This window comes from Sphingobium sp. B7D2B (assembly GCF_025961895.1).
Lineage (GTDB): Bacteria > Pseudomonadota > Alphaproteobacteria > Sphingomonadales > Sphingomonadaceae > Sphingobium.
The window spans coordinates 2,452,530-2,474,650 of sequence record NZ_JAOQOM010000001.1; the positions used below are offsets into that span (position 1 = coordinate 2,452,530).

The 22,121-nt window shown below is 55.9% G+C and carries 19 protein-coding genes; 6 read left to right on the forward strand and 13 right to left on the reverse strand.

What is annotated here, in order from left to right:
• The first annotated feature begins 2 nt into the window (after nucleotides 1-2).
• The 3 genes from M2341_RS11350 to M2341_RS11360 are packed head-to-tail and all read left to right on the forward strand — an operon-like array spanning nucleotide 3 to nucleotide 3,663.
• Nucleotides 3-893 carry an alpha/beta hydrolase gene (locus M2341_RS11350; protein ID WP_264585303.1) on the forward strand — a complete coding sequence of 297 codons (891 nt, stop codon included), beginning with the start codon at nucleotides 3-5 and terminating at the stop codon, nucleotides 891-893.
• Nucleotides 890-2,413, forward strand: a complete 1,524-nt coding sequence (locus M2341_RS11355; RefSeq protein WP_264585304.1) for a hypothetical protein — start codon at nucleotides 890-892, stop codon at nucleotides 2,411-2,413. Before M2341_RS11350 ends, M2341_RS11355 begins: the two co-directional genes overlap by 4 nt.
• On the forward strand, nucleotides 2,410-3,663 hold the full coding sequence (locus M2341_RS11360; RefSeq protein WP_264585305.1) for a capsule biosynthesis protein: 1,254 nt from the start codon (nucleotides 2,410-2,412) through the stop codon (nucleotides 3,661-3,663). Before M2341_RS11355 ends, M2341_RS11360 begins: the two co-directional genes overlap by 4 nt.
• Here M2341_RS11360 and M2341_RS11365 read toward each other — a convergent pair.
• The 7 genes from M2341_RS11365 to M2341_RS11395 all read right to left on the reverse strand — a co-directional run bounded on the left by M2341_RS11365 (nucleotide 3,656) and on the right by M2341_RS11395 (nucleotide 12,329).
• Entirely contained in the window at nucleotides 3,656-4,840 is a 1,185-nt protein-coding gene (locus M2341_RS11365) for a glycosyltransferase family 4 protein (protein ID WP_264585306.1), read from the reverse strand. The two genes, M2341_RS11360 and M2341_RS11365, sit on opposite strands and share 8 nt — an antisense overlap.
• Nucleotides 4,841-4,857: 17 nt before the next feature.
• Complete coding sequence (locus M2341_RS11370; RefSeq protein WP_264585307.1) at nucleotides 4,858-6,093, reverse strand: polysaccharide biosynthesis/export family protein; 1,236 nt, start codon at nucleotides 6,091-6,093, stop codon at nucleotides 4,858-4,860.
• Entirely contained in the window at nucleotides 6,065-7,168 is a 1,104-nt protein-coding gene (locus M2341_RS11375) for a glycosyltransferase family 4 protein (RefSeq protein ID WP_264585308.1), read from the reverse strand. Before M2341_RS11375 ends, M2341_RS11370 begins: the two co-directional genes overlap by 29 nt.
• Nucleotides 7,165-8,082: a GDP-mannose 4,6-dehydratase gene (locus M2341_RS11380; protein ID WP_264585309.1), complete on the reverse strand. Its 918-nt coding sequence runs from the start codon at nucleotides 8,080-8,082 to the stop codon at nucleotides 7,165-7,167. The genes M2341_RS11375 and M2341_RS11380 overlap by 4 nt, the downstream gene beginning before the upstream one ends.
• 97 nt (nucleotides 8,083-8,179) lie before the next feature.
• Nucleotides 8,180-9,214: a GDP-mannose 4,6-dehydratase gene (gene gmd / locus M2341_RS11385; RefSeq protein WP_264585310.1), complete on the reverse strand. Its 1,035-nt coding sequence runs from the start codon at nucleotides 9,212-9,214 to the stop codon at nucleotides 8,180-8,182.
• Between the two features lie 15 nt (nucleotides 9,215-9,229).
• A complete protein-coding gene (locus M2341_RS11390) occupies nucleotides 9,230-11,449 on the reverse strand; it encodes a DUF4214 domain-containing protein (RefSeq protein ID WP_264585311.1) in 2,220 nt (739 codons plus the stop codon).
• 46 nt (nucleotides 11,450-11,495) lie between these two features.
• Nucleotides 11,496-12,329 carry a class I SAM-dependent methyltransferase gene (locus M2341_RS11395; RefSeq protein WP_264585312.1) on the reverse strand — a complete coding sequence of 278 codons (834 nt, stop codon included), beginning with the start codon at nucleotides 12,327-12,329 and terminating at the stop codon, nucleotides 11,496-11,498.
• A gap of 323 nt (nucleotides 12,330-12,652) precedes the next feature.
• Between M2341_RS11395 and M2341_RS11400 the strand changes: the two genes are divergently transcribed.
• Nucleotides 12,653-13,387 (forward strand): class I SAM-dependent methyltransferase, encoded by a 735-nt coding sequence (locus M2341_RS11400; protein WP_264585313.1) that lies wholly within the window; start codon nucleotides 12,653-12,655, stop codon nucleotides 13,385-13,387.
• Nucleotides 13,388-13,448: 61 nt separating this feature from the next.
• On the forward strand, nucleotides 13,449-15,191 hold the full coding sequence (locus M2341_RS11405; RefSeq protein WP_264585314.1) for a methyltransferase domain-containing protein: 1,743 nt from the start codon (nucleotides 13,449-13,451) through the stop codon (nucleotides 15,189-15,191).
• A gap of 173 nt (nucleotides 15,192-15,364) precedes the next feature.
• Here the strand turns inward: M2341_RS11405 and M2341_RS11410 are convergent, their stop codons facing one another.
• From M2341_RS11410 to M2341_RS11435, 6 genes are all read right to left on the reverse strand, one after another.
• Entirely contained in the window at nucleotides 15,365-16,012 is a 648-nt protein-coding gene (locus M2341_RS11410; protein WP_264585315.1) for an FkbM family methyltransferase, read from the reverse strand.
• Between the two features lie 50 nt (nucleotides 16,013-16,062).
• The gene (locus tag M2341_RS11415; RefSeq protein ID WP_264585316.1) at nucleotides 16,063-16,989 is read right to left on the reverse strand and encodes a phytanoyl-CoA dioxygenase family protein; all 927 of its coding nucleotides are present in this window, start codon (nucleotides 16,987-16,989) and stop codon (nucleotides 16,063-16,065) included.
• 118 nt (nucleotides 16,990-17,107) lie between these two features.
• Nucleotides 17,108-18,544 carry a glycosyltransferase family 4 protein gene (locus tag M2341_RS11420; protein WP_264585317.1) on the reverse strand — a complete coding sequence of 479 codons (1,437 nt, stop codon included), beginning with the start codon at nucleotides 18,542-18,544 and terminating at the stop codon, nucleotides 17,108-17,110.
• Nucleotides 18,426-19,079 carry an ABC transporter ATP-binding protein gene (locus tag M2341_RS11425; protein ID WP_264585318.1) on the reverse strand — a complete coding sequence of 218 codons (654 nt, stop codon included), beginning with the start codon at nucleotides 19,077-19,079 and terminating at the stop codon, nucleotides 18,426-18,428. The genes M2341_RS11420 and M2341_RS11425 overlap by 119 nt, the downstream gene beginning before the upstream one ends.
• Nucleotides 19,076-19,849 (reverse strand): ABC transporter permease, encoded by a 774-nt coding sequence (locus tag M2341_RS11430; protein WP_264586035.1) that lies wholly within the window; start codon nucleotides 19,847-19,849, stop codon nucleotides 19,076-19,078. Before M2341_RS11430 ends, M2341_RS11425 begins: the two co-directional genes overlap by 4 nt.
• A 30-nt stretch (nucleotides 19,850-19,879) precedes the next feature.
• Nucleotides 19,880-20,974 (reverse strand): hypothetical protein, encoded by a 1,095-nt coding sequence (locus M2341_RS11435; protein ID WP_264585319.1) that lies wholly within the window; start codon nucleotides 20,972-20,974, stop codon nucleotides 19,880-19,882.
• Nucleotides 20,975-21,251: 277 nt separating this feature from the next.
• Here M2341_RS11435 and M2341_RS11440 point away from each other — a divergent pair, with 277 nt between their 5' ends.
• Nucleotides 21,252-21,962 carry a class I SAM-dependent methyltransferase gene (locus tag M2341_RS11440; RefSeq protein ID WP_264585320.1) on the forward strand — a complete coding sequence of 237 codons (711 nt, stop codon included), beginning with the start codon at nucleotides 21,252-21,254 and terminating at the stop codon, nucleotides 21,960-21,962.
• Nucleotides 21,963-22,121: the final 159 nt, after the last annotated feature.

Below are 22,121 nucleotides of genomic sequence, written 5' to 3' on the forward strand. Positions count from 1 at the left end.
TCGTGCGCGAGACACAGGATCGTCCGGGCAAGCCGTGCCATACCAGGCGGGGGCGTGCGCGGCAGACCATGGTGCTGTTGGCGTTGCTGGGGATGACGCCGGGCTGTGCGTCTTTGTCTCGCGACGTCCTCTATTCTCCCCATAACAAAGCCGGCGTGACCCAATGGGACGGCGCGCCACCCCAGACCATCAGCGTCACCACGACGGATCATCTCGCACTCACCGGCTATTACTGGCCGGGCGCGCCGGGCGACCCCGACATCTTCGTCATGTTCCACGGCCGCAACTGGAATGCCGAAATGAATGCGAATGCTGCCCAGCATCTGGCCGGGACAGGCAATGCGGTTCTGGCTGCGTCTTACCGCGGCTTCGGCGCCAATCCGGGCCGACCGAGCGAAGACGGCCTGATGACCGATGCGAGCGCGTTCATCGCAAAGGCGAGGGATCTGGCCGGGCCCGGCGCGCGCGTCTGGTTGATCGGCCATTCGCTGGGCTCTTCCGTGGCGCTTCATGCCGCAGCAAGAGAACCGGATATCGCTGGCGTGATCGCGATGAGCGTTTTCGTTCGCATTGCTGCCGCCGCGCCAAAGATCAGCCGCGCCTTCATCCCGGATCGATGGGACAATCGGGAGGCGTTGAAGGCCATCAAGGTCCCTGTGTTGTTCGTCCAAGGCGATCTCGACCGCCTCGTTCCGAAGACCAGCGCCGATACGCTGTTTGCGGTTTATTCCGGCCCCTCCAGTCTGGTCACAGGGGTGGCCTCCCGTCATAATCCCGACATGGCCCTCCTGTCGCCCTGGCTAAACCGCGTGATCGAAGCGATGCGTGCCGATCCCCACGCCGCCGTGCCCAAGCCGCCGACGGGCTGGCTGGAGAAAGTGCATCGCCCATGACGCTCGCCGCACAGACGATCCTCGCCGTTCCTCCTTTTCCCGGCGGAAAACCCTATCCGGTCGTCCTCAGCGCTGCGGGGGGCGAGAGCCATGTCCGCTCGGCAACCGCGGAGCAAATCCTCGCGGCCCTGCGACAACATCGCGTCGGTGGTCCGTTCTGGGCGCCGGACGATCCTTGGACAATCGCACAAGAAAGCGTGACAGGGTCCGCCGACGATCCGCTGATGCTGCTCAGCGCCATCGCAGGCAAGCGCGTTTGCCTTAACGGTGAAGGCGCGTTCGCTGCGCTTGCCGACCGCGCGCCCGGCGCCCCCGAGACTGAGGCCATCATCGCCGCTTTGGTTGAGCGGCATCTAGTGCAGAACGTCGCCTACGCAGACCCGTTCACCGGCCAGCCAACCAGCGCACTCGATTTGATCGAAACGCTGGCGAGCTGGCGGCGCTTGATCGACGCCAACCGCCCGATCGCCGCGGCATTCGGTTTCGCGCATTGGAAGCGCGATACGGTGGACCCCTTGCTCTGGGGCGGGAGGCCCGTGCCTTTCCGGTCCTCCCATCTGGCTGAGCTCAATCGGCTACCCAAAGGCGCGTCTGTAGCCGTGTGGAAGTCGCGCGTGCCCGCTGACTTCCTCGCTGCGCTCGACTCCGGCCCGTGGCGCGTGCTTGAGGTGGAAGATGGCTTCATTCGGTCCGCCGGTCTCGGCGCGGATTGCGTACCCCCGTTGTCCATCGTTGTCGACGATTTGGGCGTCCATTACGACCCTACACGTCCTTGCCGTCTGGAAGCGATGCTAGCTTCAGACGATTTTTCGACCGATTTGCTAACCCGTGCCCGGGCTTTACGCAATTGGCTGGTGCGGGAGGGCATTAGCAAATATGGCATTAGCACTGGCAGCGCGCTGCCTCGCCCGGGCGGCACAAAACGCCACATTTTGGTAGTGGGCCAAGTTGAGGACGACCGGTCGGTGCTTTTCGGTAGTCCAACGGTCCGCTCCAATTTCGATTTGCTGCGTCGCGTGCGCGCGCTCGCGCCGGATGCTCATCTTGTCTATCGCCCCCATCCTGATGTCGAGGCCGGCCATCGCAAAGGCGCCATCCCGAAAAGAGAGGCCCTTGCGATCGCCGATTCTATCGACCCTTCGAGTCCGATAAGCGCGCTAATAGGCATGGTGGATGAGGTTCATGTGATGACTTCCCTCGCAGGTTTTGAAGCCTTGCTGCAATGCAAAACTGTAACCACGCATGGCGTTCCCTTCTTCGCCGGATGGGGACTCACGCGCGACCTCGCAATGACGCCTGATCGACGACGGCCCGGCTGCACGCGTGATGCACTCGCTGCTGCCGTACTACTCGTCTATCCTCGCTATCTCGATCCCTTAACCAACCTCCCATGTAATGCCGAAATAATGATCATGCGTTTACTCTCTGGTGTTAAACGTCAGAATGATGCACTGGTGCCGATGCGCCGCTTCTTAGGGTGGACTAAACGAGCAATGAAACAGTTACCGAACGGGCAATGAAGTTCGAACCGATCCCCCATCGAAATTTTCTCTTCCTTCAGGGCCCTCCTGGACCATTTTTTTGGCAATTGTCCGAGCGCCTCCGTGAACTGGAGTGTGGCATCTTTCGCATCAATCTGAACGGAGGCGATCAGGCCGATTGGACGGGAGAGGCCACCAACTACCGCGGCACCCGCCGCAAATGGACGCTTTTCATTGACCGCTTCCTGAGTGACAATGCAATCACAGATGTTATTCTGTTCGGCGATTGCCGTCCTCTGCATGTTGCAGCACACCGCATGGCGCATTTGCGCAAGATCGATGTGCACGTCTTCGAGGAAGGCTATATCCGACCCGATTGGCTCACCCTAGAACCGAGCGGTGTCAACGGCCACTCCTCGCTTCCACGCGATCCCAAATGGTATCTAGAAGAAGCGCGCAGCTTGCCGCTCTTACCCGATCGCCCGGCAATCACTGCGAGCTTCAGGCGACGCGCTCGTGATGCCTTCTACTATTATTCGCGTGTCTTTCTCACCCGCCCACTTTTCCCATTCTATCAGTCCCACCGTCGAGGATCTCTCTTTTTGGAGGGGCTGGGATGGCTGCGGCGCTTCGCTACCGAAAACCGAGAATCGAGACGGACCGCAAAGCTGGTCGATAGTCTGGACCGGCAGCCCTATTTCTTGTTCCCGCTTCAGTTATCTAACGATTATCAGATCCGCGAGCACTCTCCCTTCCAAGACATGGTGGAAGCGGTCGACTATGTGATTTACAGCTTCGCCCACCGCGCCCCGTCCAACGCATTGCTTGTCATCAAGGAGCATCCACTCGACGCCAGTTTCACCAACTGGCGCGGCCGGATTGCCGAACTAGCTCGCCGCTGCAGCGTGACAGACCGGATTGTTCATATAGATGGCGGCGATCTCTCGAAGCTCGCCGTGAGTAGCTGCGGGATGGTGACGGTAAACAGCACATCTGCGACGCTGGCGCTTGCGGCCGGTATACCGACAATAGCGCTTGGTAAGGCGATCTATAATATCATGGGCATTACCCATCAGGGCCGGCTCGATGATTTCTGGGCTCGCCCCCATGCGCCGGACCGCGCCATTTACGACGCGTTTCGGCGCGTGCTCTATGACCGCTGCCTGATCTACGGCGGCCTCGCTAGCGAGAGCGCCGTCCATACTCTGGTCGAATCAGCGGTAGAACGGCTTGTCGGCGATCGAATTAGCCATTGGGCGTCTGCCCCGGTCGACGGGATCGTCAGTTGAGTTGAGCAAGCCAGCAATCGACCAAGTCGAAATGCGCTTGCCACGTCGGAGCGGTCCACCCGGAAATCCGCTCGACCTGAGCGGATCGCGCGACACTACCATCAACGGTATAATCCTCAATAGCTCGCATCCAGCCGAGGCCGTCGATCGGACTGAGGTAATCTGGAACGTCGCCTGCCACCTCACGAAAAACCGCCAGATCGCTTGCGAGGACGGGGGTGCCATGGCTCAGTGCTTCAACTAACGGGAGCCCATAGCCCTCTGCGAAGGACGGAAACAGCAATGCCCTTGCGGAGACGAGATAGGCGCTAAGTTGCGCGTCGGAGCAGTGTGGCAGTTCGACGATGTGGCCTCGGAGCACCTCACAGCGCTCCAGCATATCGACGACCTGCTCGCACTCCCAGCCGCGACGGCCGATAATGATAAGAAGAGGACATTCCGCCCCCAGCCGGCGCACCATCTCCGCCCAGATATTGAGGATGAGCAGATGGTTTTTTCGCCCCTCAATTGTGCCGAGTAACACGAAATAAGGGCGGGCGGGTAGGACCCAGTCTCCACTGCTTGCCATTTCGGTACTGTACTGCCCGTCTGCACCAAGGAGCGCTACCAGTGTAGGAACCATATCCAGCGGCTTCTGGTGCCCAGCGAAGATCGCCAGTTGATCAAGTGTATCACCGCTGTTCGCGATAATCCCTGCTCCGTGGGTCAGCAGAGACGTCATGCGCTTGAGATGCTTTTCAGGCTCGCCGGACCGACAATATTCCGGATGAGTTAGAGGGATGAGATCGTGCACGAAATAAATCGGCCTGACGCTGGTACGGGCGATCCATGCCATATGTCCAGCCCGATCCAAACCTGTATGCCCCACGTTGAGATAGAATTGCGCTTGTACATCGTTCGCACGAGACGTTAAAAATGCGGAAGCAGCCAAGTGAAGCAGGGCCGCTTTCTTCTCCCGACCCGGCGCTAGCAAACAATCGAATAAGCGCCTTGACGCATCAGCACACAGTATCCGTGTGAAATTCCCACGCTGCACGACCGCACGCGCGTCGCGCCGGTAATGACGCACATAGGCCAGACAGGTTCGATCGATGCCAGTTGGTAACTGCCCACGCCAGGCCCGCCACACCAATCGACTTACATCTAAAAGATAGGAAACGCGGGATTTGTCCTTCATCGCAATCGGCTGATTAGTTAAAAAATATTCGTATTCTGAATCGTGGCGATCGGATAAACGATCTGGGAAACGGCCTGCAGAAATTTTGAGAAATCGACGAGCGGCGCGTTGCTGACGTAAATGATGTCCTTGTCTCTAATGGGAAAGGACTGAGCGACAAAAAGCGTTGAAGGGTTTTTCATATTGACGCGGTAGATGATAGGCACTTTGCCATCCTTAGTGGTTATGAACTCATGCCGCTCAGCCTCAGTGATTGTCCCAATATCTTCAAAACGGAAAATGAAGACGCCTTGGGGATTGGCCCGCTGGTCATCAAGACCACCCATTCGGCCGAGAGCCTGTGACAAGGTCAACCCGGTCGCCTCAAAAACAATCTCCTGGTTTGCTCGTGCTGCGCCAAGGACTGTAAAGCTATAAGGCTGGAATAACAGAGTAACTACGTCGCCAGACCTTAACCGCACATTTTGCGCCGGGTCCCGGATGACCGAATCGAGGGGCATCGCGCTCACAATCGCACCTCGAGTGACCTGGATCGTCATCTTGCCGACAGGTTGGCGAACACCACCAGCACTCGCAAGAGCATCCAGAAGACGCTCACCCTTTGCAGTCAAAGGCATCCGAATACTGTTTGACACCTCCCCAACCACCGTAACGCTGGATGTAAAGTTTTGAGATAAACGTACAATAACTTGAGGATCGTGAGCTTTTCCTTGAAGGCCACTCCGAATATCACTCGCAATATCATCCGTGGTACGTCCGGCTGCGTACACACTGCCAACGAATGGGACGCTGATTGTGCCAGCGTGGCTCACCATTTGTTCCGGCAATGCCGATCCTTGTGCTTGCGTGACCCCGCGTTGAGGTTCCGAAGACTGGGCACCCGCAAAGCTGCCGAAAAGCACAGCTGGTGGCGCCTCCCATATCGCGATATCGAGGGTGTCCCCGCGATTCACAATCATCCCTGGCACTATACCTTGACCGAAAACCTCATCAAAACCCGGTGAATGATTTGCGTCGAGTAACCTTTGCGCAACATCACTGGTCACATCTACAATCTTGATTTTAGAATCTGCGACTGCACCATCCGCCGCGTGCGTGATTGCACCACGAGATGGGCCTGCCGCAGGCAAAACCGCGCATCCAGGCAGAAACGCGGCAAGGGAAGCCGCGCCGAACAACCCAACTAAGGAACGCGCGCGCCCGTATCCGGACGCAGCATTCATATTACCGATTCCAAAATATCTGATATACATCAACAGTCTCTTTAACGCAGCGCTTCCAGCTATAAGACTTAGCCACTCTCAGCCCAGCTTCTATAGCCTTGGTTCGCCATAAGTCATCGGTCAATCCGCGTTCAATCGCGACAGAGAACTTTTCGATATCGTCGGGATCGACTTGCAAAGCTGCCCCCCCGGTGACCTCTGATAGGCAAGAACGGTCCGAGACGATCGCGGGAACGCCGGATGCCATGGCCTCTATAGGAGGTAAGCCAAAGCCTTCATAAATCGAAGGGTAGAGAAACAGCGAAGACGCCGCATAAAGATATGGCAAGTCAGCCTCCGGCACATAGCCGAGCATGCGGACCCATCCTTCTGCCTGAGCACGGCTGACCTCTTCGAAAGCTCGTTCGTTGCACCATCCGGCGCCACCCGCGATGACTAGCGGATAACGCAGGCGAATGTGCAGGGGCAGCAGGCGATAGGCCGCTACAAGCTCAAGGAACTTTTTGCGCGGTTCAAAGGCCGCGACAGACAATGCATATCGGGCATAAGTCAGGCCGTATTTTTTCAAAGTTGAACTGCAAACATCGGACAGATGCGGCGTGAATTCGTCAGATACGCCGAGATTAACAACGCTAACTCTTTCTGGTGGCAGGCCGGAAAAAGCGATGATCTCTCCGCGCATCGTCTTGCTGTCAGTAATCACCTGCGGCGCCCGAGCTAAGGTTCGACTAAACCGCCGATCGAAATCCTGAAGGCGCTCTGTCGGGTGGGTTTCAGGATATTTGAAGACTGACAGATCATGGATAGTTACCACCCCCGTATCTGCCTGATCTGGCAGGAAATAGTTGGGGCCATGGACCAAGGCAGAACGTATCGCCCGCCGCGTCATGAAAGCATCAAAGCGACGACGCCACTTCCTCCTCCGCCTTGTTTCGACCTCGCCCTCAATTAGCGCGGTCGGATCTGCGATCCAACGTGACTGGCGCAAAAATGATGCCTCGCAAATTCTAGGATCGAAACCTACACGTTTTGCTAATTCCAAGCTGTAGCGGCCGATCCCCGTTGGTCGAACAGTGATGGCTTCAACACACAAGACGATCCTCAATGGCCATCCTTCAGCATCCAGGCCAGTGTCTCCTCCAATGAAGGCGAGACGATCGGCCCGATCAGAGCTTCTAAGCGCGCAGGATCTCCACTCATAACCCTTATCTCATTTGGCCGCACCAGCGCCGGATTCACTACAACCTCCATTTCATGGCCGCTCAGGTCAGACACTAGATGGAGTATTTCGCGGAGAGAATATGAGCGTCCGGAGCACAGATTGACAACGCTACCCGACGGACTGGCCGCGTTTAGTAGCCGTGCATAAGCTTCAGCAATAACTCTGACGTCGGAAAAATCGCGCGCGACATCAAGATTGCCGAGCTCGATTATAGGCGCGCGGCGGCGTGCATGATCAACGATCTTGGCAATCAGGAATTCGGTGGACTGCCCAACCCCGGTGTAATTGAACGGCCGGGCAATGGTAATTGGCAGCCGCTCGCGATACACGTTCGCCACAAACTCCATGGCAACCTTGCTGACAGCATAATCATTCTGAGGATTGAGCGGCGTCGTCTCATCAAGCGCGCCTTCCCGAGCACTACCATAGACATTGGCACTACTTGCGAGAATCACCGACGCGCAAGCGATACCGCTCTCGACGATTGATTGCAAAAGCCTGCGCGTTCCGACGACGTTCACGTCATAGATCGCCGAAATATCCGCATGACCAACGAAGGCGATGCCGGCTAGGTGAATGACGCCGTCCGGGGACTCTTCTCGCAATATCGCCGTCAGCGCTGCAGCATTCGAAAGATCAGCCTGATGATAAGAAGACAGACCGACGAGGTGCTCGGCATGATCGGATGCGCCGACACCTATCAAGGTCATGCCCTTATCCGCCAGAACCTTAGCCAAGGCCCGGCCGGTAAACCCCCCTGCGCCGGTTATCAATATCCGCCTCATCGCATAAGCCATCTACTTCGTGTTCGCACCTGGCCACCATCCAAAGCATTATTTCTTGAAAGGATGCTTGTATTAACCCAATAAGGACGGCATCGCCACCTCGATCTAATCAGAACGAATTGCCACGCTCGTTGCGTCGCAGATCGGCTTCGACCATAAAGTTGCACATCTCAGCAACAGGCATGCGTGCCTCCCAGCCCAGCTTTTCCTTCGCTTTCGAAGCGTCGCCGATGAGTAGATCCACCTCAGCCGGCCGATAATAAGAAGGATCGATCCGCAAAACCGTCCTTCCGGTTGCCGTATTTCTCGCAATCTCCTCCTCAGCCGTACCTAAAAATTCTACATCTATCCCCGCAGCTTTAAAGGCCATTCTAGCGAACTCGCGAACTGTCTGAGTTTTCCCTGTCGAAAGAACGAAGGTATCCGGCTCGTCCGCCTGAAGCATTCTCCACATGCCTTCGACATAATCACCCGCAAAGCCCCAGTCTCGCTTCGCATCAATATTGCCGAGGCTGAGACAATCCAGTTGGCCAAGTTTAATACGTGAAACTGCATCCGTGATCTTGCGCGTCACGAACTCTTTGCCCCGCAGCGGACTCTCGTGATTGAACAAAATACCACTTACACCAAAAATATTGAAACTTTCACGGTAATTGACGGTAGCCCAGTGCGCATATAGCTTCGCAACACCGTATGGACTTCTGGGCCAAAACGGCGTTTCTTCGCATTGAGGGATTTCCTGGACCTTGCCGAACATCTCCGACGTGCTGGCTTGGTAAAACCGGATTTTCGGGTTCACTAAACGGATTGCCTCAAGGAGATAAAGGACGCCAACTCCTGTGATTTCCGCTGTAGTAATCGGCTGATCAAAGGATACCCCCACGAAACTCTGTGCAGCTAGGTTATAAACCTCCTCCGCGCCGGACCTTTCAAGCAGACGAATGGATGACGAAATATCCGTGAGATCATGCTCAACGAGCGTCAGGCCCGGATGATCCTTGACCCCAAGCTCCTCCACTCTCCAGAAATTCACACTACTAGTACGCCGGAAAGTCCCAAAAACGCGGTAGCCTTTTTCCAAAAGAAACTTCGCAAGGTACGCTCCATCCTGGCCGGAAACACCAGTAACAATCGCCGTCTTCATGTTTAGCCTTGCCCACTATGCCTTGAGTGCGCGACCAACTCGCGCCCAGAAATTTTTCTTTTTTTTCAGACCAGAAAATTCAACCTGCCGCTCTGAACGCAAGTATTCCTCTGATGTTAGGAAGGCATTGATAATGCCCTGCCTTGAGGCTCCTTGCGCAAGAAGCGTGAGATGGTGCGTGATGCCGGCTGCATCCGGCTCGCGACCGAGAATATGTTTATAGATAAATTCCACGAACGCATAGTCATCCAGCCTTGACAACTCGTCGAAGGAGAATGTCGCCATAGCCCCCCCTGCGGATGATTTTTCGAGATGGTAGAGTCTGCGGAGCCAATCCCGCTCCCTCATCCGCTCGGAAGCCTGCTCATATACCGCTGCAGGATCCACCAAATCGCTCAGGAAATCGAGCAGACCATTGGTCCATTCGGCCCAATCTCCTGCCGAACTATCATCTACACGGGAATGAGCTACCGACAACGCCTTGCTAAGGGCATCCGGCAGCTCCGAATCATCGGCATAGACAAACACGCCTTCAACAGCAGCAAAGCTCGCCATGATTTCGCGCGTCGCCGGGATGTCGCGAGCGACCACCGGCTTTCGCAGCGCTAAAGCGTGCATGATCGAAAACCCGAACCCCTCATAATATGAGGGCAACACGATAACACTACTACCCGCCATCATATCGATCATCGTGTCGTCACTGAGATTGCCCGAGTTCATATAATGAACATTGCCCTCAGAGGAGCCCTCGCCTAAGGCGTGAAAATACAGACTTGGAAAGGCTTTCGACAGAATCTGTGCGCAGCGATTCGACGCTTTATGGCGGAAATGATTACCGGCGATAAAGACGTGCCGCTGGCCATCGCGTACGTTTTTATAACGCTCTTCGTAATCGGCGACCTTGGTTGAGAGCAGCCGCGCATAACTTCTTGTACTAGGCCCGACTTTGAAACGCCTATGGATCGTTTCCTTGCCAAATTCGCTGATGAAAAATAGCCCATTAGAGTGTCGAACAGTTGAGGCCCAAACATCCTCCATCTGCTGCTCAACGCGAAGATAGCCGCAGTCGAGCGAGATCGCATCCAGCATCCCAACGACATTGATCGGCGCGAGAACCTCCAAAACATTGAGGGAATGAAGATCATAAGGCTGACCAAAGGCGATCGCGACCGCATATTGATCGATGATTTCCTCTGTAATTCGAATGTTCTTAAGCTTATCAAGCCCGAAGAAGGCAGCAGCCTCGGCTTCCATGAGAATCGTCACATTGAAACGGCCGTCCCGTGCCTTCCCCATCTCCCGAATTACATTAACGACAAGTTCATTCGTGCCGTTAAAATAGGGACCTATGGCAAGACAGTTCAACACGAGCCCTAACTTGCCGTCCTGATCAGGGACCAAGTTACGAAGCGCCCTCTCCACGCGGTACGAGGAGGAAGATTCATACGCTTTAACAAGCGGCAAAAACTCGGGATGCCGCTCCTTCATCTTAAGGAAATTTCCTCGCCGCTGGCTGTCGAGATTGATGTTTTGCAGCATGAAGGAGGCAGAACCGGCATGGTAAGCATAAGCGTGGTTGGCTAGCACCGCCCGAAAGCCGACCTTGTTGGCGCGCATGACGAAGTCATTCTCTTCCTCATAGCCAAGGCCGAATTCTTCATCCAGGCCACCGAAATCTACGAGAATATTGTACTTGATCAGCATGTAAAAACCGACAGCCGTCGGGGCGAAGGTGTAGCGAGGCAGGAAGCCTTGGACTGACCGCCAGGTCTGATAACAATCCTCGGCCGTTGTAGTGCGACCAGACCGATAGTGCGGGCTCTGAGGAAAGGTACAGATAGACGCATTATTAGAGCGCGGACATACAAAGCCGATCTGGTCGTCAAGATTGGCGACTTCGATTATTTCCTTTAATGTACCCGGGAAGCTGACTGTATCACTGTTCACGAGCAGCGCAGCAGCCTTGCGTTTGCGCGCTTCCGCCAAGCCCGTGTTTACACTTCTCACGAACCCTACATTGCACTCATTGACGATCAACAGATCGATAAGTCCGGATTGGGCCGCCTCCTCCAGATAACGCGATGTGGCCACATCATCTGGAGAATCATTGATCACAATGATCCTGGGGCGATATGCAGCAACCTCATCTTTGATCGCCACTAAAGAATCAACACATGCCTTAACCAGATCGACGTTCTTGTAGACAGGAACTAAAATGTCGATTGCGTCAATCATAGAACTCTCTTGTTAATGACATGAGATATGTGGCTCAGTATGCCACTCAACCAAATGAGTTTCTGTCAACCAGTGGGGTGTAAACAATTTCTTCCTGCGTCGCGAGAGGGAGGGGCTTAGTCACCACAATCAGATCATGAAGCGAAGAACCAATCTGACCACCCATCCAACATCCATAATCCACTTTCGTGATGGCGAGACCGGCATTCCATACCATCTGCTCAAGCAGGTTCTTATCGAAGGCGATGAACGCAAGCGGGTCACTCTTGTGCCCCCACAAAACTTCACCATTATCGACTAGAACCCTGTCGGATAGCGGGAATACCGGTTGTTCGCGGTCGATCATGTAGCGCGAAAACTGCGTGAGTGTGAAGCAGGTAAACAAGAACTTTCCGCCGGGAGCCAGCACCTTCGAGACGGTGGACAGTACATCCTCAAAGTCCTTACGATCAATATGAGTGAAAACAGAAAAGGCATAGCCGTGCGTGAAGCGACCTTCATAATCCTTAGTGAACTGGTCAATCGACTTGCGCGGTTCGTCACCGATGAACCGGTCATAGTGATCGTTAGAACCCTCAATCAATTCAAAACTGGTGCCGGGAAGAGCGGATTCGATATTCTCGCGACAGAACTCAATAACCGGCGGCATGATGTCCACCCCGACAGACTGGGCAGGAACGACGCCCTCCTTATAGAGCGCGAGCATGCCTCGACCGATGCCACAGCCAAAATCTAGCATTCGGGAATTCTCGTCGAACGGTATTAATCGGCGAATAATATCCGCCATAGCATCGCCTACAACTTCCGGATCAGAACCACCAATCCAGTCATTCATCTGACTATCGCGCAATTTTTCGAATATTCTGGAAATATCATTCATAATTTCGCCTGCAGTTTATCCTAATTTCTAACAAATAGACGCACGGCGATTGGACATAGATTTGCATCTATGTGGCGCTATGCATCATATCCTGCTTCACTTTTCACCACACTTACGCATCTCGCAATCTTCTAGGCAAGGGTCTAGCACCTCCTTGATCAAATTCTAGCCAAAAATTGGAACGGACCCGAAGAGAATCGCGTTAAGCTTCAAAGCGATCGCCAAATTCGGAAACCCTCGAGACTTTGTAGTTTTAACTAGGGGTCAGCGTTGACGACGCCCTCCGACAAAGCTAGCGCTTGGAATGACCCATAAGGCGCAAGATGAGCAAACAAGCAGAACAGGGCTACCTCTCGCTAATCGGCGAGGCCGGCCGAACCCACTCGTTGGAAAAGCCATTCTCGAACCACGATTGCGGCCTGACCTTGGCGTCCATCGGCTCGGTGATGACGCTTATGCCCCCCGTCCCGGCCATGGTTCTGGACCTTGGATGCGGGAGCGGTTGGACGAGCGTCTTCTTCGCGAAACATGGCTACCATGTCGTTGGCCAAGACATTGCTGAGGATATGATTGAGCTGGCGAATATGAACAAAGCGGCCAGCAACCTTGGAGACGAACTCATGTTCGTTGAGTCAGATTATGAAGACCTGCCCCATGTTGACCTGTTCGATTGTGCGGTCTTCTTCGACAGCTTACACCATGCAGAGAATACCGAGGCAGCCCTCCGCTCCGCATATACCGCGCTCAAGCCCGGCGGGGTGCTGGTGACGCACGAGCCGGGGGATGGCCATTCGACGGCACCTTGGTCGGTCCAAGCTATGGAGATTTACGGAGTTACCGAGAGGGACATGCCTCCGCGCGTGATCATGGATCATGCGCGGAGGGTGGGCTTTACCGATTTCCGTATCCACCCGATGCAGCATGATCTTCATTCGCTGTTCTACGGCCGTAAGCACCCTCTATTCAGCCGGGCCGGCATGGGCCAGGTGAAGCGCGTGCTGCAAATGCTGTTCGGGAACGACACATCGTCGGGATCAATTATGGTCATGCGGAAATAGACGGACGTAAGCAGGCAGACCCACCCAACGAAGCCGCGCTGAACGCAATCGAGAGACGGACATGCTGAACCTTCATCTGGATCCGGCCTACACCTCCCGCGACACGGCCACCTATTTCGACGATACCGAGTTTGCGGGCGGCACGATTGTCTATCAACCCGAGGTCTATGAGGTCGCTGATTATTTCGCGCGGCAGGCTCGCCGCAGCACCGTCATCGACTTGGGCTGCGGAAATGGCGAAAAGCTCAGGGACGTCGCTGCTCAGCGACACATCGGAGTCGATTTTGGCGGCAATCTCGTCGCCTGTCGGGAAGCCTACGGTGCGTGGGGAGAATGGATCGAAGCCGACTTCTCGTCTCCCGACTGCCTATGCCTTACCGCGCTAGCCGGACCCGACACCGTCATCATCTGCTCCGATGTTATCGAGCACCTCGTGGATCCTGCGCACCTCCTGGCCCTGCTCGCCGCTTGCTATGTCCGCGGCGCGATCATCATCACCAGCACGCCCGACCGTGCCCGCACATGGGGCCCGGACCATATGGGTCCACCTCCCAACCCTGCCCATGTGCGGGAATGGACGCTGCCGGAATATGCGGCCTGCCTTACCGAGGCCGGCCTGCCGGTCGCCTATGCCGGCTACACCCTCGACAACACCGCAGACATGCAACTGGCCACCATCATCACCGTCCACGATGGCTTCGCGCTGGCAGTGCCTGCAGAACTGGGCGTGCGTCCTCTCGCCGTGATCGCAGCCTATAACGAGGCGGACATTCTCGACCAAGTCGTGCGCGACTGGATCGAACAAGGCTGCGACGTTCACGTCATCGACAATTGGTCTGATGATGGAAGCTGGAACCTGCTTGAGGGCATCCGGGCCGAGTTTGCCGACCGGGTGACGATCGAACGTTTTCCCGAGGAGCCGGCTGCGAATTATGAATGGCGCAACCTCCTACGACGCAAGGAAATGATTGCCTCCGCTCACCCCGGCCGCTGGATCATCCACTCAGATGCCGATGAGCTTCGACGGCCACCCTTTCCATGGCTCACCATGGCGCAGGGACTGGCGCTCGCCCAACATGCCGGTGCCAATCGCATCCCGTTTACGCTCCTAAATTTCCGACCGACGGCCTCAGGGCCAGATCTGCTCGCCGGCCTGACTGCCGACGGTCTTTTCTTCGACTATGGCATTCAGCCTGAGCACTCCGTCCAGACGAAGGCATGGCTGCAAGGCGAGCAGAAGGTGGACCTCGTGTCCGTGGGCGGGCACATCGCGCATTTCGATGGCGCCATCGATTTCCACTATAAATTCCTGCTGCGCCATTACCCCATTCGCTCGGCCGATCATGGCCGTCGTAAGGTGATGAAAGAACGCAAGGGCCGCTGGTCGCCCGACGAACGCGCCATGGGCTGGCATGTGCAATATGACGGCTTCCATGCCGGCTCGGCCTATTTATGGGACGAGGCGACACTGTTCCAGCAGACGGAAGACTTCTGGCCCGATCATGGCATCGCCATCATCACCGATGTGGCCGAACGCGGCACCCGGCGCGCCATGCTGCTGGCGGGTGCGGCACAGCTTGCCAACAAAGATGGCCATGACGAAACCAACGAGCCCTTTGCGTCCGTTCCCACGCCCGGAGATGCCGACGCCTCCTTCCCGCCATTTTCGCCGACTGACCTCGCACGCACACTGGCCGAACTAAAGGGTCAGATGGGAGCAATGGCAGATGAGGTGAGAGATTTGCGGCAAAGAGTCGCGCACCTGGAAGCCATTTCAGCGACTGCCATGGCCGACGAGTCCTGACAGTTTATTGCACCCCCTGCTTTCGGGAGGCTGCAAGAATGGCGGGCAAAGGCTATACGCCGCACGTGGAGTCGTATTCGCTCCCCTTGCCTCGACTAATATTCAGGGCGTGATCCAACAACCGGATCACGCCCTGAATTCAACACATCGAAAATCACCGATACGCGGCGCGGTCAGTCCCGCCTAAGATAGAAGCAGTTCGCAGGACTCTGCACGGCGAACCGATAACCTGATCCGGTGAGATATTGGTCGATTTCCCTCGACGCCTTATCCTGCATTGCACCGCCGAGCATCTCAACACAGATGAGCAGAGGACGCCAACGATCCAGCCCCGCAGTCTGGAGAACTTCCAGATCATGCCCCTCCGCATCGACAGACAGTACGCCATAATCGGTCGGGATATTGTGCGCCTCGTATAGATCGGTAAGCGGGCATGTCTCCACGACAGTCTTGACCGACTTCAGACCGAAAGGAACCGCCCCCTCCGACAGGGAGGATCCCATCTGCAGAAGATCGCGATCGGGTTCGGAAGTCAGGAAGAAATCGACCGATCCCCGGCTCGCCGAAATAGCCTTCTCCTCGACGATAACAGCCGAATTCCCGGCATAAAGATCACGCGCGCACTGAGCGAACTGCGGGATCGGCTCCACAAGGAGCAAGGGCCAGTCCAGCTGGCCGAAGAAGTAGCTGTTGCTCCAGCTCCGTCCATCATTCGCGCCGACGTCCACGAACAGCTTGGAATAAGGCGAAGTCGACGCACCCAAAATCGACGCAGTGATAACATCTTCTTTAAACTGACTATAAGATTCCGTGATTATCATGATATTCTCACACCCCTCTGACCGCCCGGAAGCGCTTTAATCCCGAATATTTATTCCCGCTCAACACGATCAAAAGTAGCGAGATCGTAGTGGATACTGGCAAAATTCAAGCGACCATAAGCCTTCACGGTCTCACGATTCATACCGAGATTGAAATAATGCGGCCTGGCGCTGCTCGGGCAGAAATGGCCGACAAGGCTCTGGCGGCTCAGACTGTCATCCGTGACCTTCGAGCCGCCATGCGCCAGATCCGCATGCCAGATCAGAATATCACCCTTGCGAGCCTGGAAGGTCTCCCGCCCGGCCGGATTGGACGCCGCGCAGGCCTGAATTTGGCGACTCCACGCATCATGCGGATCCGGACCATCTTCGGTCGAGATCCAGTGTTTCCGCCCGCCTTCAAACAGAAACTCCGGATCACGATGGCTGCCCGGCACATAAACCAGTTCACCTGAACCGACCTTGATATCCTCAAGCGCGATCCAGCACGCCGCCATTTCCATGGGGCGATCGACCACGACATAGGCCGTATCGCGATGCAGCCCTTGCTGCGAACCCTTGTCGAAGCTCAGGCTCTGGAACAACAAGGCCTTGTCGTCGAAAACAAGTTCGAGAAAATCGAGAAGCCTTGGACTGGAAAAGAGATCCAGAGCTTCCTCGAAGGGCACGAAGGAATCAACGATGCGCGTGCCGAATCGATCGATCGGACCTGCCAGGCTGAGAACGCTCCAACTGCCATGCGGCTGATATTTGACTTGGGCATCGCCCTCGGCAAAGGCCTTGGAAATGCGGTCCTGGAAGGCATCAATCGCGGCCTCATCGGCAGCCTTCCTCAAGATGATGTAGCCCCGATCGACAAATTCGGTAACCTGATCGCGCTGCTCTCCGGACAGACCGCGCGTCACCATCTGTTCGCGCCAGTCAAACCGATCAATCCACATGCCGCCCAGCGCAGAATGATATTCTAAATCTGCCACTCTGTTTCTCCATTATTGACCGGATCCCGGGCCTGCCAACCCCGGATTGAAGCCACTCCGCCCGCCAAAATCATTGCTCTGGCAGAAAAGCGAAAGCAAGAGCCATGCAGAATAATAGTCATGATCCGCGGGGCATCTTCAAGCCCGAAGATACCGATGCCTCATTCCGGACTGTTTGAGGTCCCACGTCCAGCGCAGTCAAAATATCCGAGCACGCTTCTTTCCATCCCGAAAACACGCCGCCCGGTCGGACAGGGTGCCCCGAAATAGTGCTGGAAGCCCGCGAGGTACAGTTCAGAAAAGCCTCGATCGACCGCGCCAATGCGGTGGCGTCATCATCGTCAAAATAAGACAGGCCCGGCGATGCCTGCTCCTGAAACACAGCCAGGTTCCTCGCCAATACCGGGCACCCCCGCGCCAAAGCCTCAAGCACCGGGAGTCCGAACCCTTCAGCGCGCGAGGCGACCAGCAGGCCAGCGCAACCTCCATAGAGCCGCTCCAGACATTCATCACTGACATTCCGAGCCCAGAACAACCGCTTCCCGAATTCCGGATGATCAAGCAAGGCTTGCTGCAGCGATGCAGTCTTCCAACCCGGCTTGCCCACGATCATCAAATTCGGGGCATCCTGCGGGCCCCGCCGCCAGAGCACATCGAATGCCGCCAGCGCACAATCATACCCTTTGCGCGGCTCGACCGTGCCCACCATCAACAGGGTCGGGGCGCCAGCCATTGCCTTGAGCAGACCGGATGACATGGCCGTGGCCTCCGGCAATCCACGCCGCACATCAAACTCGCTCCCCATCGCAAGCCGGGAAATCGCGACATGCCCTGCCCGCCCCGGCCGCGACACCTGCAACCAGCGGGAGAATTCCCGGCGGACATGATCGGAGATGCACAGCGCCCCATCGGCATAGGTCGAGATCATGTCGAGCCATTTCCGAAAGTTCCGGACCGCGCGACGGGTGAACCATTGCGGGTCCGTCCAGGGCAGAAGATCGTAGACGACGACGTGAAATTTGAGGCCCGCGCGCTTCCATTGCGCGATCTGACGCCGTCGGCGCGGAATAATCTGGCTCGATAGATCAAGCCCTAAAAAGATGTCCCCGGGATGCGGGTCCACCTTAACACCGCGCCATTTTCTAACGTCGACGGGACTCTCCAGAAAATCCTTCGGCGCATAAGCATAGGGGCGGCGCTTGCTCCCGATGACTGGAATTACCTCAATGCTGTGGAGATGGGCCTGCGCGAGTTGCGTCCAGATTGCGCGGACCACGCGCTGTATACCCGTACGCGCGTCGTGACGCGCGATGATCGACACATCCACAAGCAGATGGCGGATCGTGCCATCCGGCCCATGCGACGGCGCGACACAGTTCCGGGGCGCCCCGCCAACCAAGGATCGGCAATAGTGAAGCAACCCGCCGACCATCCGGTCAGGACGCACTGGCCATGTAAAACTCATAGGCTTCATCGACAGCGTCGAAATGATGAATACGTCCTTGGGACAGAACAGCCGCGCGGTCGCAATGTTCCCGCACATAGCTGGCGTCATGGGATACGATAATCATCGAGCGATCGGCGCGCTTCTCGAATAGCTCCTCATGGCATTTCTGGTGAAAGCGGGCATCGCCGACCGCGATAATCTCGTCGATCAGAAAGCAGTCGAACTCGATCGCCATCGAGAGCGCGAAAGCTAGTCGAGCGCGCATGCCTGCCGAATAGGACCGCAAGGGCTCGCGTAGATAGCGTCCCAGTTCCGCGAAATGATCGACTTGGTCAACCTTGTCTTCGACTGAAACACCATAGACGCGACAAATAAAGCGCAGATTGTCGATACCCGTGAGCGCGGGCTGAAAAGCACCGCTAAAGGCCAACGGCCACGATGTTGTCATCGTCCGGGTAACGCGGCCCTTGTCCGGGAACTCAGCGCCAGATATCATGCGGATCATGGTTGACTTGCCCGAACCGTTCCGCCCAAGAATACCGATCTTCTCCCCGCGTTTCGCCGTAAGATTTACCTGATCGAGAATGAGCCTTGGACCGGCTCGGGTTGCGTAACTCTTACTAACATTTGCGACGACGATCATAGCGGAATGATCCTGCGCCCGGTGATCCGCGTCTGCGCCAAGGCGAGCACGGTCAAAGTAAGGTTGCAAAGCGCCATATAGCCCATGTCATAATGGGGATTGAAACCAGAGCCGAAATACCCCTCACGCAGATACTCTACGCCGTGCACCATAGGCAGATAAAGCACATACTCCTGCGCAGCCTTAGGCAGGGCGTCAACGAGAAAGGCTGCGCCGGAAAGAGGGAAGAGCAGATAGGAGGCAGGATGCCAAAGTTTCTCTGTAGTCTCCGATATCTCAGACAATGCTCCAAGAAACAACGCGAGCGCAGCCCCGAACCAGGCGAGCATCAACCAGGCAAAAATGACCTGCAGCACATCCTCTGGGAGCGAGAGCCAACCAAGGAAAGAAAAGAATAGCGTCAACACTACAAAGGAGATCGTCGCTCCGACCGCCTCCAAGAGAATGCGTGCCAGAAAGATATCGATGATACGGACCTGGCGGTGATACATCAGTGACAGATTCGGATTGATTGCCAAGATGCAACGGCTCGGCATGTTTCGCCAGAGGAGGATACTGGAATATCCAGTGATGGCGAAGGCTACGATCGGGAGGTCCGATCCGTGGACAGTTTTGGTCGCCGTCCAAAGCGCGGTGACGCCCAGTGTAAACATCATCGGCTCAACAAAGAGCCACAGAAATCCAATATTGTGTCGGCCGAAGCGCGTGAGCACCTCCCGCATCAGCAGCGCGCCTATTACACGTCGCTGGATGACCAGTCCGCTCATCATACCCTTGAAATCAGCACTCCGGATCACGCTTTAGTCCTGATGCTCTTTGATGCCTGCCAGCAGCATAGACAAGATGCCCCAAGCGACCAGTCCCAAGGCGATGGTCGCAAAGATACCGCGCAAGCGCCTTGGCTCTAGCGGCTCGTCCGGCAGGTTGGGCTGTACGATCCTTTCAACATAGGTCTGCTTGCGCCGCGCTTCATTTCGCGCCTCGGTCAAAGCTACCATAGCACTTGCAAGCTGCTTCTCAGCGAATTCATTTTCGAGCGCAAGCCGCTGATACTGAGCGGCCGTCGATGAAAGCGACGCCCGGCCGCCCGCGACTTTACCCAACTCGACATCGATCTGTTCAGACAAGCCGCTGATCTTGGTGCTAAGCACATCGACCTGCGGGTTTTGCGGCGCGAAGGCGCGAAGCTGTAGCAACTGGTTTCGCGCCGTGATGAGTTCGTCCTGCAGCTTAGAAATCATCTGTAACTGCACCGCCGCCTGCCGCTCAGGATCGATCACGCCCTCCCGATTACGATAGATCGATACGGCTTGCGCAGTATCGCGTACCTTTCGTTCAGCTTCCTCCACCTCCGCCGTTGCAAACCGGATCAGATCCTGCCGGCCTCGGGTATTGAGACGATTCACAGTACCTTCGACCATTTCCAGCAAACGCTCGTTGAACAACTGAGCTTCCTGCGGCGTGTAGGCGCGGACCGTCAGTGTCGTGATCGAGGTAGTAGATTCAAATTGAACGTCAACTTTGCGCTTATAGTAGCGGTACAGATCTTCAAACTTGCCGCCTGTGAACGTCGTGTCGAATCTGTCAAACACGGATACGCTGGGATTTCGATAGGCTTTAACCACCGCCCCGTTCTGATTCAGTGCCTGGAGCGCATCCCGGGAAATGAGATAGTCGTGCGCAGCATACATTTCATCGCCGGAACTCGAAAATCCCGCTGATTTCAGGAGCCCCCCGAACATTGAACTCGAAGACTTTTCCGGACTACGAACCACATATTTAGACTCAGATATATAAATGTCAGAGGCTAGAAACCAAAAATAAACAATCGCAACGGACGTCGGCAGTATAACAGTCAGAAAGAAAAGAACCCCTAAATTTCGGACTTTATTCATCGCTATTCCAACCAGAAAAATGACGTCCCAGCGAATGTTATCTGGGATGGTGTGAGGTAAAACCCCATGCCGGACACACTTGCAGCATCGCGGTAAGAACCTAAATCGCGAGCCGCCACGCAATGCCTATGTATCGCGGACATTGCAATGCGAAAGCGAAATGGTGAGCCGAGACTGGCATCAGCTCCCGCTTTTCGGATAAGGCCAAAGGCCGCACCTATCGATGCCAGACTTCTAACCCGCCCCGAACCCGCAGATGCCCGTAAGAGACACAGATATGATCACAGACGCCGAGCGCCCAGAAATCGAGTGGTTTCACTCATTCGACCTAGGCGATGGAGATATTATTAACGGAATCAAACCCCTCGACATTCAGCAGAAGGAAGCTGAACTAATCTTCGCGCAGGACCTTTCTGGAAAATCGGTCCTCGATATCGGGGCGTGGGATGGCTTCTTCTCCTTCGAAGCAGAGCGACGCGGTGCGGCGCGCGTGGTGGCCTCCGACCATTTCTGCTGGTCCGGCGAAGGCTGGGGAAATCGGCTCGGCTTCGACTATATTCACCGGCGCCTAGCATCAAGAGTGGAGGCCTTCGATTGTGATCTGGCTGCGTTACCCGAGGCCGGCCTCGGCCAGTTCGATATTGTACTTTTCCTTGGCGTCTTTTACCATCTTAAAGACCCTTATGCCGGCCTGGAAGCTGCTGCAGCCATGTGCAGCGATCAGTTAGTTATTGAGACGGCTATCGCCCTCCCCCGCGAGGTTCTGCCGGCCATGCGGCTCTATGAACCAGGCGAACTGGGAGAGGATATAACGAATTTTTGGGCGCCCAACATTCCGGCCCTCCGCCTCATGCTAGCCAATTTTGGCTTTAAGCGCAGCACCTTTACAACTATATCGTCGTCAAAACGGCACCCTCTCAACAATGGTATACGCAAGTCCTCAAAAGGCGCGACCCATCGAGTGATCGCTCACGCATGGCGGACCTAAGGAGAAATGTTGCGCCGCCCGCAGACAACCCTATGCTGCCATACTGCTAGTGAATTTACACCAACAGGTTAATACCTAACTACCGAGGAACGTGTTATCCCCCCTCATCGAACCTGACAGGATTGGCGCGTCCAGCTTGCACCACGCACTACGCTGGCC

Coding starts and splice junctions, on each gene's coding strand:
- M2341_RS11425 (WP_264585318.1), bottom strand. CDS start 19,079: ATGATCGTCGTCGCAAATGTTAGTAAGAGTTACGCAACCCGAGCCGGT.
- gmd (WP_264585310.1), bottom strand. CDS start 9,214: ATGAAGACGGCGATTGTTACTGGTGTTTCCGGCCAGGATGGAGCGTAC.
- M2341_RS11360 (WP_264585305.1), top strand. CDS start 2,410: ATGAAGTTCGAACCGATCCCCCATCGAAATTTTCTCTTCCTTCAGGGC.
- M2341_RS11435 (WP_264585319.1), bottom strand. CDS start 20,974: ATGAATAAAGTCCGAAATTTAGGGGTTCTTTTCTTTCTGACTGTTATA.
- M2341_RS11405 (WP_264585314.1), top strand. CDS start 13,449: ATGCTGAACCTTCATCTGGATCCGGCCTACACCTCCCGCGACACGGCC.
- M2341_RS11380 (WP_264585309.1), bottom strand. CDS start 8,082: ATGGCTTATGCGATGAGGCGGATATTGATAACCGGCGCAGGGGGGTTT.
- M2341_RS11390 (WP_264585311.1), bottom strand. CDS start 11,449: ATGATTGACGCAATCGACATTTTAGTTCCTGTCTACAAGAACGTCGAT.
- M2341_RS11355 (WP_264585304.1), top strand. CDS start 890: ATGACGCTCGCCGCACAGACGATCCTCGCCGTTCCTCCTTTTCCCGGC.
- M2341_RS11395 (WP_264585312.1), bottom strand. CDS start 12,329: ATGAATGATATTTCCAGAATATTCGAAAAATTGCGCGATAGTCAGATG.
- M2341_RS11365 (WP_264585306.1), bottom strand. CDS start 4,840: ATGAAGGACAAATCCCGCGTTTCCTATCTTTTAGATGTAAGTCGATTG.
- M2341_RS11370 (WP_264585307.1), bottom strand. CDS start 6,093: ATGTATATCAGATATTTTGGAATCGGTAATATGAATGCTGCGTCCGGA.
- M2341_RS11430 (WP_264586035.1), bottom strand. CDS start 19,849: ATGATGAGCGGACTGGTCATCCAGCGACGTGTAATAGGCGCGCTGCTG.
- M2341_RS11440 (WP_264585320.1), top strand. CDS start 21,252: ATGATCACAGACGCCGAGCGCCCAGAAATCGAGTGGTTTCACTCATTC.
- M2341_RS11420 (WP_264585317.1), bottom strand. CDS start 18,544: ATGACGCCAGCTATGTGCGGGAACATTGCGACCGCGCGGCTGTTCTGT.
- M2341_RS11400 (WP_264585313.1), top strand. CDS start 12,653: ATGAGCAAACAAGCAGAACAGGGCTACCTCTCGCTAATCGGCGAGGCC.
- M2341_RS11410 (WP_264585315.1), bottom strand. CDS start 16,012: ATGATAATCACGGAATCTTATAGTCAGTTTAAAGAAGATGTTATCACT.